Annotated in this window: 11 protein-coding genes; 6 read left to right on the top strand and 5 right to left on the bottom strand. The window is 59.4% G+C overall.

Going from position 1 to position 13,347, the window contains the following annotated elements:
• Positions 1–80 precede the first annotated feature (80 nt).
• Entirely contained in the window at positions 81–452 is a 372-nt protein-coding gene (locus tag N2605_RS25295; protein WP_260343456.1) for a hypothetical protein, read from the top strand.
• 1,330 nt (positions 453–1,782) lie between these two features.
• On the opposite strand, the gene N2605_RS25300 is transcribed toward N2605_RS25295, so the two are convergent.
• Both N2605_RS25300 and N2605_RS25305 read right to left on the bottom strand, forming a co-directional pair.
• Entirely contained in the window at positions 1,783–2,169 is a 387-nt protein-coding gene (locus N2605_RS25300) for an ectoine synthase (RefSeq protein WP_260343457.1), read from the bottom strand.
• Positions 2,156–2,410 carry a hypothetical protein gene (locus tag N2605_RS25305; protein WP_260343458.1) on the bottom strand — a complete coding sequence of 85 codons (255 nt, stop codon included), beginning with the start codon at positions 2,408–2,410 and terminating at the stop codon, positions 2,156–2,158. The genes N2605_RS25300 and N2605_RS25305 overlap by 14 nt, the downstream gene beginning before the upstream one ends.
• Before the next feature lie 297 nt (positions 2,411–2,707).
• On the opposite strand from N2605_RS25305, the gene N2605_RS25310 reads away from it, so the two are divergent.
• Positions 2,708–3,115, top strand: coding sequence for a hypothetical protein (locus tag N2605_RS25310; protein ID WP_260343459.1), 408 nt, complete (start codon positions 2,708–2,710; stop codon positions 3,113–3,115).
• A gap of 366 nt (positions 3,116–3,481) precedes the next feature.
• Positions 3,482–3,658: a hypothetical protein gene (locus N2605_RS25315; RefSeq protein ID WP_260343460.1), complete on the top strand. Its 177-nt coding sequence runs from the start codon at positions 3,482–3,484 to the stop codon at positions 3,656–3,658.
• 196 nt (positions 3,659–3,854) lie between these two features.
• On the opposite strand, the gene N2605_RS25320 is transcribed toward N2605_RS25315, so the two are convergent.
• Positions 3,855–4,325 (bottom strand): hypothetical protein, encoded by a 471-nt coding sequence (locus N2605_RS25320; protein ID WP_260343461.1) that lies wholly within the window; start codon positions 4,323–4,325, stop codon positions 3,855–3,857.
• 559 nt (positions 4,326–4,884) lie between these two features.
• On the opposite strand from N2605_RS25320, the gene N2605_RS25325 reads away from it, so the two are divergent.
• A complete protein-coding gene (locus tag N2605_RS25325; protein ID WP_260343462.1) occupies positions 4,885–6,627 on the top strand; it encodes an ethylbenzene dehydrogenase-related protein in 1,743 nt (580 codons plus the stop codon).
• 147 nt (positions 6,628–6,774) lie between these two features.
• On the top strand, positions 6,775–7,785 hold the full coding sequence (locus N2605_RS25330; RefSeq protein WP_260343464.1) for a 2Fe-2S iron-sulfur cluster-binding protein: 1,011 nt from the start codon (positions 6,775–6,777) through the stop codon (positions 7,783–7,785).
• A 44-nt stretch (positions 7,786–7,829) separates the two neighbouring features.
• Here the strand turns inward: N2605_RS25330 and N2605_RS25335 are convergent, their stop codons facing one another.
• Positions 7,830–8,633 (bottom strand): PstS family phosphate ABC transporter substrate-binding protein, encoded by an 804-nt coding sequence (locus N2605_RS25335; RefSeq protein ID WP_311735319.1) that lies wholly within the window; start codon positions 8,631–8,633, stop codon positions 7,830–7,832.
• Between the two features lie 387 nt (positions 8,634–9,020).
• On the opposite strand from N2605_RS25335, the gene N2605_RS25340 reads away from it, so the two are divergent.
• On the top strand, positions 9,021–11,510 hold the full coding sequence (locus tag N2605_RS25340) for a bifunctional diguanylate cyclase/phosphodiesterase (RefSeq protein ID WP_260343467.1): 2,490 nt from the start codon (positions 9,021–9,023) through the stop codon (positions 11,508–11,510).
• A gap of 669 nt (positions 11,511–12,179) precedes the next feature.
• On the opposite strand, the gene N2605_RS25345 is transcribed toward N2605_RS25340, so the two are convergent.
• On the bottom strand, positions 12,180–12,800 hold the full coding sequence (locus N2605_RS25345) for a GNAT family N-acetyltransferase (protein ID WP_260343468.1): 621 nt from the start codon (positions 12,798–12,800) through the stop codon (positions 12,180–12,182).
• Positions 12,801–13,347 lie beyond the last annotated feature (547 nt).

Genomic DNA, 13,347 nt, shown 5'->3' on the forward strand with positions numbered 1-13,347 from the left:
GCCAAAGCGCTTAGGCTGGACCACGAACTCGACCGCCATTGGGGAGGCGCTGCAGCCGCGGCCGATGACAAGAAAGGAAAATGCAATCTTCTGAACTGCTCGAGCCGCTGCCGCCAAAAACCCTCCAGAGGCGCCAGCAATTCATGTGCGGCAGTTATGCTCTGCACTTGTTCATCGCTCAAGATAGGAAGGCGACTACCTTGATCCACATTGAAACGAGTGGCGAGGGCTTGTGCGTCCAGCGTCCGTCCATGGGGTTCGCCAAAGCAAACCTCGACATCCTCTGTACCCGTCGCGACGCGCCAATGATTGGTGTCGACTTCAACCAGGAAGCCAGCCGGAAGGCCAGAGCTTCGAGACAATGTCTGCAGGTGCCTGATTGTAACAGCCTGATCGTCCAGGAGAACCTTGGGCAGACACATTGGATTGTGATCAGATGGCCCAAGCTCTAAGGCCCGTGTCATCGCTGACATCTGTTGCGCGGATTGATCCCATCGCAGACACCCTCCTGAATCTGGCCATCGCCCTCTCGGAACAGAGCTTCTATTAACGAGCACCTGCGGATTGGTCGGAAGCTTCCCGCTCTCAAGACCCGTTAGAAGTTCACGGAAGCCATCGATCGCGGCATCATGACATTTGAGCTTTAAGGTCAGCGCCGTATCTGTGGGCGCAACCGGCACTGGGCGCCGAACCACGACGTCACCCATTTCAACACCACTGTCGATCCGATGCCACGTGATGGCACACGCGGTCCCTTGCGCGAGCGCGCAGGATCTCGCGTGCGTTCCCGCACATCGTGGCAATGGAGCGTCCTGGTACTTGAAAGCGCCTCGACGCACTCGCCCAAACAGGTCCTGCGGCAATGTGAATGGATGGGCAATTGAGAAGATCCAATCCACCGGCTCCGCCTTTAAAAACGCTGAGAGATCTTCAACACTTTCCATACACGGAATGTTGGCAGCAGTCGCCCACTGAGCAAATGTGGAATCGCCACACAGCGCTGCACCAATGACGTGCTCCATTGCCATTGCCAGCTGAGCGCAGCGGATAGCGGGCGTACCGCTGCCAACAAACACGCTGGAGACGATTGATCGCATGGCAGAGTGTCCATCCCGATTGCGTGGTTCGTAGTGGATCGCGCGCCCGAGAGAAGATCGGTGGACCATCTTCACCCTTTCAGGATTTCAGCATCATGCTGGCCTGTCCCATCTAGGCGCCGCACCACGCAAATCGCTCACACTGGTTCGAACCTGTTCGGGGCTTAACCTGGCCTGCATTGATGGGACGAAATCTCACTCCAGAGCCAGATCTCCCAACCTCCCTGCCAAGCTCTCGCATCACCAAATATGTCGCCGGAAGTACCGCAGCTGCCAGTCAACCGCGCCTGAGTTTCTGGTGAACGTTCTCATCGAACGATTTCTCCTCCACGCCGCCTTTTAGAAGCTTACGCATGTATCGTGCCAAAGGTGAAATCGACTGCACTCAATGCCTTAGGAACAGCGGTGCTACGTCAGGTGTCCAACAGCGTGCCGGACATCGTACAATTGGACGCACAATCAACCCGGAGTCTCGCACGGGGCTTCGGACAAAGAAAAATGGACCTGGAATGCCAAAGTGATTTGTCAGCTCAGCCTAAGCGTCTTCGCTCGCGCCTCTGCGAAACCCGCAGCGGAGACTTTTTCTGAGGTCCGCGCCATGCGGTACGAGGCAGTGCTGGATCTCGAGTGAATGTTTCTCGCAAGAAGCGGCGGTTCATATGAGATTGGCGGTTCTTCGCATGGCTTAATATGCGGAGCCCGTTGGGTCGTCGAGCTTGTGGCGCTCGGTTCCGTTGAGGGGCGGGTTGAAGATGCTAACGAGGATCATGTCCTTGCCCCGTCCCCCGTGCAGGAAATGCTTGTCATGCTTGTCAAGCACATACATGTCACCCTTGCGAATGGGAAAGACATTGCCGTCCATGTCCTCGACCTCGCCCTCTCCAGCGATGCAATAACAGGCTTCGAGATGATTCCGGTATTGCAGAAGCGAAACGGTGTTAGCGCGCACCACGGTGTGGCAGATGCTAAAGCCCATGCCGTCCTTTTTCGTCAGAAGGCGGTGGCTAGTACCATTGCCCCAATCGACGAAGTGATCGGTCGCTTCAACGTCGTGTAGGCTACGCACAATCATAGCGTTTGATTTCCCGGCGCCGGTTTACGTGATTATTGCGAAGCTGGAGGCCGTTGTTCTGGCCTGCGAGCGCAAACGCCCTGCCGTTCGCCGTGTGGCGACTAGATGAAAACATCGGCGTGAGGGTATTGCGCAGGCGCGCCAGCGGCCGGCGCGTACAATATTGATGTTCCCCCTTTTGCGCGGTACCACCCCTTACGCCGATATGGCGCAGAATGCTGTCGGCGATTTTGCTGGTCACATGAAGCGTTTCCGGTCGCAAGCAACTCGTGTCCTTCCTTCGCTGTGCCGCGCGGCACGAATAGTGCCCCGTGGTCTCTCAGCTAATGGAGCAAATCCCATGCCGCGGTGGCGGACCGATAAAGGATGAAGTTGTCGGTGTTTCAGCCCGCTAGCGAGTGGAAGGATTCGGCTGGGCAGTGTAGCAAGTTCGACAAACTCAAGACATATGGCCGAATGCGAGCAAGCCCGCGGACCAGGACCGGTCAGGCGGTGCGGCTTGTTAATCCCGCTATTGGTGGGAATTACGACGACTATATTGCCTCAGACGTTCGCAGACGTAGCGCGCTTTCCTGTCGAGCTGATGAACGTCCTTGCTCATCGCCAGGAGCGCATCACTGGTGCGGATCGAGCGCCGCACCATGAAAACACCGATGCCAAAGCAATGGGCGAACCAACAGGTTCGCCGATTAGTCAGGCTCGCCCGGCGGGATTTGGCACATCGAGGATAGCCGCCGAACTCGGCCGCCACGCCGGATGGTGGGCGCATGGCGCGAACGTTGGGACTGCTGTTGAAGAAGTAGTCCCGAGCGATCTTGAGCGCAGCGCGGGCGACCTACAGCCCAAAGCCTCGGCCAATCTCCCGCGCAAGCTTGAGCGCGGCGTCGGTATGGCGGCCATAGAAGAACGCTCGATCAAGCTGCCAAAAGATGCCCATTCCAAATAGCGCGCTGGCAATGCCTCTGAACATGGTTATGGACCGGGTTGAACGATGCAAGGAAAGTTCAAAACGGCCCCAGCCGCTGGTTCGGAGAAACAGCCGGCGCCGGCATTCCCATTCCAATGTGCCGCAATCGGCGGTAATCGGCACGCTCCCAGCAAGCCACATGAAAGCTAACGAACTATTTCGAAGGACCCGAATTCGGAGCGAGGCGCTTGATCTCACAAACGCGCACTTCGCAACGCAACGTAGCGCCAATGGGCCGTAATTGTACGGAGCCGAACGTGAGGTCATCGCCGTCGCGCCCGCTGCATGTTTAGCGTCTACTTCAGCTTGTTTCTATGACGATAATTTTTCGGACCAAGAAGGCTCATGAGCGTTAAAGCCATGATGGCGGCAATCCTCGACAATCAACTGACGTTGCGCGGGGTGCATTCCCTCACGCCATCTGACTACGAAGACATCGTACAGCTGCTGATCGAGCAACTCAGAGAACTGGAGCTTAGCTTGGCTGCGCGAGAGATAACTGAAAAGCACGAGCCGCTGTAACGCAAGGATGATCGGCAATCGAGGCTAGTGCCGTGCTTTTTGCGAAGTCACTAGAAGGCTGCCTGCCCCCGTTGAACTAACCAACTGATCATCGGGAGAGAGTTAGACGACCGAGAAGAAGCGCAACCAATTTGAGGCATGACGAACTGCAGACCTGACTTACCCTTATCCCGGTGGTGCTTATGTGGGCAGACGGTCAACAAAACTGACCCATCTGGACCATGAAGCATCGAACAATGATCCAGACAATCTCGCGTGGCCGGGAGAGCCTCGAACCTTGGATGGTTTTCGCCTGCAATCCGGCATCCACCATCGCTCGCTTCCAGTCGACGATGTTCTCAGCGGTCAGCTGGGCATCGGTATGTCCAAGATACTTCTCGAGCTCCCGGATGACACGCGACATTCGTAAACGGACTTGGCGATTGGCCGTCGCTCGGCCTGCCAACCATCGAGAAGATCCCGGAAGGAGACTGCCTGCTGTGGCGCCGGCGAGGTTGCCGAACCGGGTAACACGGAGAAGTTCGGAAAAGGAAATTCCGGAAGGGTTTCTCCTTTGGTCAACTGGCGAGCACGAGGCTCGCGCGCTGTATGGCAGCCCCAGTTGCTCGCGCCATTGTCCGCCGAGTTTGCCAATCGTCAGATAGCCCGCGAGCGCAAAGGTGGCCATCAGCGGCCTCCAGGTAGGCCTGGTCCATTCTTGCTATCTTGTACAAGTCCAGCTCGGGAGCGGAGAAATCTGGAGAAATCTAACGACTGCGCACGAGCGGTGTCATTCTCTTCCTGGGTCGGTGGATGGCCAAACAGCCGATCGCCAACTCCGATTCCCAACTGGTCTGTTGACTCGGATTGTCCTTGTATTGATCCAACCAGCGATCATACGGGGCGATAGCATATGCTATTGAAATTGCTATTCAAGTTGCGTGACGCATCGGCCTACCCACGTCCTCCCAACCGTTTCCGCCGAGTTTATGATAGACGCGGCTTTGGGACCCGGGCAACGCCCGCTCTCTGAGCCGCCCAGCACCGGAGCGAAGCAGGGTTAGAGACCAGACTTCGAGACTGCGTAGGTCCCGAGGTCAGCTCGTTGGCCGACCGCGTTGATTGGGATAATGATCGTTGCAGGTCGCCTGGGCTTCTTCGGCAACCACGCCCATCTCGCAAAATCCCGAATGCTTCGCAGCCTTGTCTGACATAACTGCTGGTTTACCGTGGGTAAGCTTTGTGCCATGAACGATGTCACCGCTCGAACGAACGCCGATGCCTTGACCGAGAGACGCCTCGCTCAGACAAAGACTCGAGAAAGCCCGCAACGCACCGATGTCGGGACGATCATCCTCCATTGGGCGATCGCGATCGCGTTCCTCATATGCCTTGTTACCGGCATACGCATCGCAGCAGACGCGCTGCACGCCCCCTTCTCGAAATGGCTCGCTCCGGTCCTGCCGCACGGCGAGATCTTTTCCTGGCATTTCCTCGCGGGGTTCGCCGTCTTCTTCTGCGGCTCGGCCTACGTCGCCTACCTCGCGCGCAGCGGCCTCGTCGAGCGTAACAGCCCCAAGAAGACGCGGATTCTCGCGATGCGCGCCCCGGCTCGCTTCAAGTGGGGAGCCGTCAACGTCGTCCTGCACTGGTTCGTCTATGCGCTCGTGATCTTCCTCACGGGGACGGGCGTCATGATGTATCTCGGCTATGGCGGCTGGTGGGCTTATCTCCACTCGACCGCCGCCTTCGTCGGGCTCGTCTATATCTTCGCGCATGTCGCGGCGCATTATCTCTATGGCGGCTGGCAGCAGATTTTCCGCGTGTTTCGGCCGACGTCGCTCGCGATCACGAAGGCCGTACGGCCGAGGCCTCTTCTCGTTGCAGCTGCAATCGGGGTGGCAGTCGCGTGCGGCGTCGCCGGGCTCGATTGGGCGACGCGCGATACGCTCGTTATCGCGAGGGTCCGCGCCGCGCCCAAGCTCGACGGCGCCATGGGCGATCCCGCCTGGTCGCGCGCGGCCCCGGTCTTCATTCGCACGCAGCAAGGTGCCAATCTCGGCGGATCGGGCGAATCGCTCGTGGAGGTGCGCGCCCTGCACGACGGGCAGAAGATCTATTTTGCCTTCCGCTGGGAGGATTCCACGCGCTCCCTCCGCCGCATTCCGATCATCAAGCGAGAGGATGGCTGGCACGCCCTCGACGAGCGTGCGGGTCTGCAGGACGCCTCCGACTTCTACGAGGATAAACTGGCGGTTATTTTCTCGGACAATCCATCGCTCGGCGGTGCCGGCGCGACGGGTCTCGGCGCCAACCCGCTGCCCGGCAAACCGAAGCCGATTAACGGCCGAGGCTTCCACTACACGACGGATGGCAGCTACATAGACATGTGGCAGTGGAAGGCGTCGCGCGGGGGCATGCTTGGACGCGTCGACAGCCAATATATCGGCCCGCCCTACGCCCCGACCCTGGACGAGCAGAATTACGATGCCCGCTATCAGGGCGGCTATTGGAATAAGCCTGGCCGCTCTCTTTATTCTTACAACTTCAAGTTCATCCACCGGAACGACAAAGGGCCCGTCACGGTTCTGCGGCTGCCCAAGGACTGGAAGGCGCAAGTCGCAGCCCTCGGCAGATTCGATCTTAATCCCGACAGCGGCGACGACGAGAACGGCCGCTGGTACATGTTCGACTGGGAGAGCGAACCCTACACGCCAGAGGCCGACGCGAGGATTCCCGTTGGCACGATCTTGCCTGGCGTGATTATTGCCGGCGACAACGAAGGAGAGCGAGCCAATGTCTCCGGGGTTTCAAAATGGAGCAACGGACATTGGACCCTCGAGCTGACGCGCAACATGAAAAGCGATGGCAGATATGACAAAGCCTTCGTGCCAGGCAAAGATCTCTACATGTGGGTCGCTGTCTTCGACCATGCACAGACGCGGCATGCGAGCCATAACCGCCCGGTGCGTGTCGTGTCGCAGAAATAGGCGTCTCATGACGCACCACGGGCTCGACCGGAGGCCACCACGGCGCGGCTCTGCTGAAGCATGGCTTCGTCCTCACCCGCGCATCGCGTTTTTGCTCGGCGATCAGTGGCCTGCTCGCCGACATTCGCAGCGCCCAGAGGCCTCGCGATGAAGAGGCATTGTCGGCTCGTCATCAACGGCAAGCCCGTCGAAGCCCGCGCGGGCGAAAGCCTGATCGACGCGGCGCTCGGCGGCTCGATTCTCGTTCCACACGACTGCAGATCGGGACAATGTCAGAGCTGCCGGGTGAGGGTCGTTTCGGGCTCGGTCGATGACGGCGGCTCGGGCCATGGCCGCACTGTGCTCGCCTGCCAGGCAGCGGTCGCAGGCGATGCTGAGATCGAATTCGAAGAATTGCCGCTACCGGTGAAGAGGGCGGGCGCCGTCACCGAGATCAACCAGCTCTCGCCGGAGATCGCCGAAGTCGTGCTGACGACCTCGGCGCCGCTCGAGTTTCGGCCGGGCCAATATGTGCGCGTCAAGTTTTCCGGGTATCCTGCGCGCGAGTTCAGCCCGACTTTCCGGCTCGATGGTTCCTTCAAGCAAATCGAACTCGTCTTCCACATCCGGTGCCTGCCTGACGGCACCGTGTCGAGACAGCTCGGCAAAGCCATCAGGCCCGGCCATGCGGTGCATGTGCAGGGCCCCTTCGGACAAGCTTATCTGCGACAGGACCAAGGGCCGCTGGTGCTGGTCGCCGGCGGCGCAGGCTGGGCCCCGATCTGGGCGCTCGCCCGCTCGGCGCGCTCGACCCAGCGCGACCGCGAGATGGTGGTCGTCGCCGGCAGCCGGGATGCCGATAATCTCTATATGCTTCCCTCGTTGCAGTGGCTGATCGACGACGGTGTCCGCAACGTCATTGCGACGACGGAGGTCGGGTCTGCCCTGGGGATCAGGCCCGGGCGTCCATCGCACTACCTGCCGCTGCTCGGGCTGGAGGATACGGTCTACGTCGCCGGCCCGGTTGGTCTCGTCGAGATCGTGAAGAACAAGGCGCACGCGGCCAATGCGCAATGCTACGCCGATCCTTTCCTGCCGAGCTCTCAAACACCATCGCTGATGGACAAAGTCACTCGTCTATGGCGAAGCCGCGAGCGGCCTTATCGCCCCGGTCTGTGAGCCGATGCCGAGTTCAGCAGCGCCGACGGCCGAGCCCCGGCGCCTCACGGTCTGACGGGCAGGCTACCGAGGCTGGTGATAACGTCGGCTGCCTTCTGGGCATCGGCGAAGCGTAGAAACGCCAGGGCGTCCGGATCCTTCAATGTATTTAAATAAATCAGCGCCAGCACCACGCTGGATGGATAATCCGCGTCCGTCGGGTAGTGGCCGTCCACGCGAAGCACCGTGAGCCCCTGTTCCAACGGCCGCGAGTAGGGACCGAAGCCGATCGCGCCTTGAACCTCGCGAACGGTCTCGATCGCTTCCTGTGTGGTCGTTGCCATCTTCGATTTCTCGGTGATCTCGAGATCATGCCAGCCGGGCATGCTGGCCCGCAGCACGGTGAGAGTGCTGTCCTGGTCCTCGCGCCGCACGACGCGGATACGCATATCGGCGCCGCCCAGCTCCTTCCAATTCACAAGTCGGCCTGAATAGATCGCAACGAGCTGAGCGCTTGTAACGGCACTCACTCCACAGCCGGGATGGACGATGAAAGCTGAGGGCAGGCGGGCGATCGCCTTGTAGACGATGCCGGAAGCCGCTTCGGCGTCGGTCAGGCGGCGTGCGACGCGCCCTAAGATCGCCTTACCGGACCCCACCGCCGCGATGCCTCCGCCGGAACCGATGCTGGGCGGCACCTCGACCTGTGCCGATCCTTCCTGCTGCATGAAGCTCGCGGCGATGGCGCGCAGGACATCGACGCCGTCTCCAGTCCCGACGATGTCGAGCTTTCGTGTTTCGGCGCCAGCGGCATTCACCACCGCAAGGCAAAGACCCAAAAGGGCTGCCATTATCCTCGAAAATGCCATTGCAGACCCCTTCGAACCATGAGGTGCATAATCTGGCAAAGAAACTTAAACCTTCTGTTGTCGCAACGCCGTGCCTTTTGGAATCATCAATGTGGCGAACAGAAAGTGAAAGCACACAATCTGATGGTTTCGAAAAACCAATTGGTAATTAACTAGCCACAAATAGACAACAAATAGACGATTTAGACGGGTTCACTCGCCTAAATTCAGCGCCTGGAAGACAAATCAGTGGGGCCCAGTGAGCGACGTTGATCGGTCCCCGCAATTTCAGGATGCTGGCAGGTGGTGGCGACTGACACCGATATGGCGAAGGCATCGAGGGCGCCGCCCCGCTGGCGTCGTTGGGCCGTTCCGTCCGGGGTCCCAGGTTTCCCCTCGTCTATCGCCATGCGCCTTGTTGCCATCGTTCTCGCGACCGGCGTGCTCGGGCTCGGCCTCATCGGTGGCTTGACGGCGCTACGCCTGCAGGAGCAACTGAGGCAGCAGGCTACGGCACTGGGCGAACTCTCAGAAGACCAGCTCGCTCGTCGCCTCGACGGCGAGGCGCAGTTGGCGCGAGCGCGAATCGAGGTCCTCGGCGCGCAAACCGCATCACGCCTGCGTCAGATCGCTCAGCGCGCCGATGTCGCCAAGGCGGTCGCCTCGAACAACGATGTGACGATCCGGGAACTGCTTAGCATCGTTGCTTCTACCTCCGGCTTCGAAAGGCTGATCGCCTTCGACGAAACCGGCCGCGTGATCGGTGCCAACACGCCCCTCGACCTCCTCGCTCTGAACGGGGCGATCGAGGGGACCGACCTCGCTGTCAATCTCAGCGCGATCCTCAAGGACAATAGCCGCTCGCACCCACGGGGCAAGGAAGGCACCTATGAGCTTAAATTGAGTGAATTGTCAGCGCTCGGCCTGCCACAGCGCCACACTATAGCGCACACCGCCATCGAGCCCGTGTTCGACGACTTCGGCGACCTCGTCGGCGCGCTTGTCGCCATCCGACCACTCGGGCGCACGGAGCGGACTCTCGAGAACTTCACTTCGTTGGCTAATGCCGGCGTGGTCATCATTGCGGGCGACAACGAGATCGTGTCTTCCGCGGGGCCTGAAGGGGTGAAATTCAGCAGCGCCAGGACGCGTTCGGGCGGGCTGCAGCGCTCGGATGACGGCAACTACGTCGCGAGCTGCGTCGATTATGAGGCGACGCTCAAGGTGTGTACGTTCGCGAACGCATCGCTCGTGACGACGACACGCGATCAGATGTTCCAGATCGGCGCCGCCCATACCCGTTCGCTGATGTGGCAGTTCCTGGCATCCGCGGCGCTGGCGCTCGGTGCCTTGGTCGTCGCGCTATTGGCCGCCGTAAGGCACCTCACGAAAGGACTTTCGGAGCTCGCCAAGACTGCCCAGGAAATCGCGGGAGGCAATCTCGACGTTCCGTTCCGCGCAACGGGCATCGGCGAGGTTCGCGGCCTCGGCCTCGCATTCGAGCGAATGCTGACGCATTTGCGGGCCAGCACGCGAAGAATTCGTCAGCTCGCTTTCTACGATACGGTGAGCCGCATTCCCAATCGGGAGAAGATGCGTATCGATGCGCCGGCGCTCATCGACGCTGAAGAAGGCGGAGCGCTGTTCTTCCTCGATCTCGATGGCTTCAAATCCATCAACGACACTTTCGGGCACAAGGCTGGCGACGAGCTGCTCAAGTTGGTGGCCGAGCGCCTGAGCAATTTGCTGACGTCGAAGGTCGCTGCCGGCAAAAGTCTGCTCGCCCGGGTCGGCGGAGACGAGTTCGTCGCCATCATCGCCGGGGTGAAGACGGTCGAGGCCGCGAGCCTCTGTGCCCGCGAGATGATCGAAACGCTGCAGATTTCCTTCAAGCTCCAGAGCAACCATGCGACCATCGGCGCCAGCATCGGCGTTGCGATCTGGCCCACCCACGGCACAACCTATGACGATCTCCTGATCCGCGCCGACCTTGCGATGTACGTCGCGAAGAGCTCGGGACGAAATACCCACGCGTTCTTCACTCCGGATCTCGCAGAGGTCGCGCGTGCCCGGCATGCGCTCGAAACCGATCTCGCCTTGGCGATCCGCAATGAGGAACTCGTCGTTCACTACCAACCCAAGGTGTCCTGCGTGGATGGCCGCATCGTAGGGGTGGAGGCGCTGGCGCGCTGGTATCATCCGAAGGAGGGCAACATTCCTCCTCAGCGCTTCATCAAGATCGCAGAAGAAATCGGCCTCATCATGGAGATCGACCGCTTCGTGCTCAGGCGCGCGCTCGCCGAAATCGGAGGCTTGATCCGGGCCGGCTCAAATCTCGTGCTCGCCGTAAATGTCGCGGCAACGGAAATCGAGGACCCGCTGTTCATCAAGGATATCGTCACGACCGTTCGCAAGGCCGACTTCCCGCCGCCACACCTCGAGATCGAGGTCACAGAGTCGGTCGCGATGCGCAATCCTGATGTCGTGCGCGAGAGAATAGGCCTGCTCAGGCAATTGGGCATACGCTTCGCAATGGACGATTTCGGAGCTGGCTATTCGAATCTTTCGACGATGGCGAGGCTCCCCTTCGACGCCGTGAAGCTCGATCGCACGCTCGTCGCGGGTGTCGCGGAAGACCGCGAGAAGCAGACGATCCTTCGCCTGGCGCTCGGACTTGCGGACGAATTGGGGTTCGAAACGGTTGTAGAGGGCATCGAAACCGCCGAAGACCTTCGGTTCGCGGCCGAAAACGGCGCGACCATGGCGCAAGGGTATATTTTCTCTCCGCCGGTATCGCTCGAAGAGTTCATCGCCCTGCTTCAGCCGAGCATTTTGGCTTCGGCGGTTGAAGTGGCGCCCAGGCGGCACGGAGCGGAGCGACAGGCTGCCATCCGCTGAGGCGTCGGCGACGACACCGCCGCAGATGCCGATTGGGGACTGAACAGGCCCACGAGAGCTCTGCAATGGCTGGCGGTTTTTAGACCGAATGGTGGGGAAATGGTGCCCAGGCGCGGATTGAGCGAGCCACTGCCTGGTGCGTTGAAAACAAATATTAAGCCTCGCTTTTACTTGTTACACAGTCTTACGGCAGAGGATTGCAGGCTCCTGTCTTTCCTGCCCGGTAAATGCGGCTCGGATTGACCATGGGGTCAAAGCGCAGTCCTCGCATGCAGAAAGCGAAGATCAAGCGCTAGGTCTTCACCCTGTGCGCTAGTGCCCGCAGGCGGAGGGTACTCATTCGAATGTTCTGCTTCAGACGAGGTTCTGAGATCGGCGAACTTAGGTAGTCCAGGATATCAGCGTACTTCGTTAGCTCGTGTTTGTTATCCCACACTCGTTGAACGCGGCGTAGCCAGGAATCCTTCGGAGGTTGGACAGGCGTGCGCAACGTACTTGTACTTGCGCTGGTTTAAGCTTTCGCAATCATTCTGAGGTGATGCCGTGCTGGATACAATTGCCGTAGCAGAAGCAAGGGCGAGCTGACCGATTCAGGCCGAGGGGGCTTCAAATAGATCATCAACGCGTCTTTTGTGTTGTTGATCAAGCATCAAGAGCCCCCGCCAACATTCAAGCGATCACGCTTTTAGCCGATTTTGGTTGGCGCAACATGGGGAAGAACGGTGGAGAACCGCCGACCTGGACTTCCGTCAAAACACTCCAGCCTTGTCGAGCATAAAGTCGCATCGCGTGCGGACTGGTCGCCTCCAAGTGCATAGGTCGCTGCGCGGCATCTGAGATCTCGGTTGCATGCCGAAGAAGATGTTCTGCGAGCCCTGATCGTTGATGTATGGGATCAATGGCTACCATGGTGACATACCAATGCGGCTGATGGGGATGGTACTTACCGAACGCTTCAAAAACTCTTTCGGTTTCGGAACGTCGGTGCGCTGGAACACTCTTCAGAAGGAATTCCATCATGCTGGTGTTGTCGCGCTTTTGGCCAGCGGTATCCCATAAGATGGCACCCTTGTCGCCATCGTTAAGGTATGCGCCCTTAATCGAATATGGATTGCCGCAGTAGTGTTCAATAAATCCATTGAAATGCCGCAGGTACTGCTGCGGTTCGGGATACAGCCACCTCAACAAAGGACACATCGTAAATGCGGCTGTCAGGATTGCAAGAACTCTCGAGTGGTCCTCAAGATCAACAGTTTTGATCGATAGTGCATCCCCATTGTTCGCTTGCATAGTGCCTCCTTTCGCTGCGAGTGCAGAACTCTGGACTTACCGATCTAGCGCTTTGAGTGCTCCGACGGAGTGGCCACAAAGTGGGCTAGCAAAAGCCAGGCCAAAGAATCGTGCGCTTCGCCTTGCTTCTTGGGGCCGAATGTCGCCTTTGCGACAGGAGGAGACGTTAATAGGCGTTGCTCGTGCGGCAATTTGCCAGGCAATTGAAGGAAACATCGTTCGCCCCGCAAGCCGTTGCTGTCGGCGAGCTAGCGCTTGTGAAAGCGCAGCCCGGGTGTCAGCCGATCAGCAACAGCCTCACGAAGGTAATATTCGTACAACGTTGGTGAGCTGGTTCGCTCTTCAGGCGCTCAGCATTTTGACCTGTCGAGGTTTTCAGCCGTCCCTCGGTCTCCTCCTATCGTGGAGCTTCGCGGACCTCCCTTGCGGCGCGGGAGCCCCGCCGCAAGATGATCCTGTTAAGCTGCGCGGATCGCTGGCGCGGGTAGAACAGCCGCCGAGGCCGGCGATCCCTACAAACCTCTCCCAACCTTCGCGGCCTACAAGA

The organism is Bradyrhizobium yuanmingense, assembly GCF_025200905.1.
GTDB classification, from domain to species: domain Bacteria; phylum Pseudomonadota; class Alphaproteobacteria; order Rhizobiales; family Xanthobacteraceae; genus Bradyrhizobium; species Bradyrhizobium yuanmingense.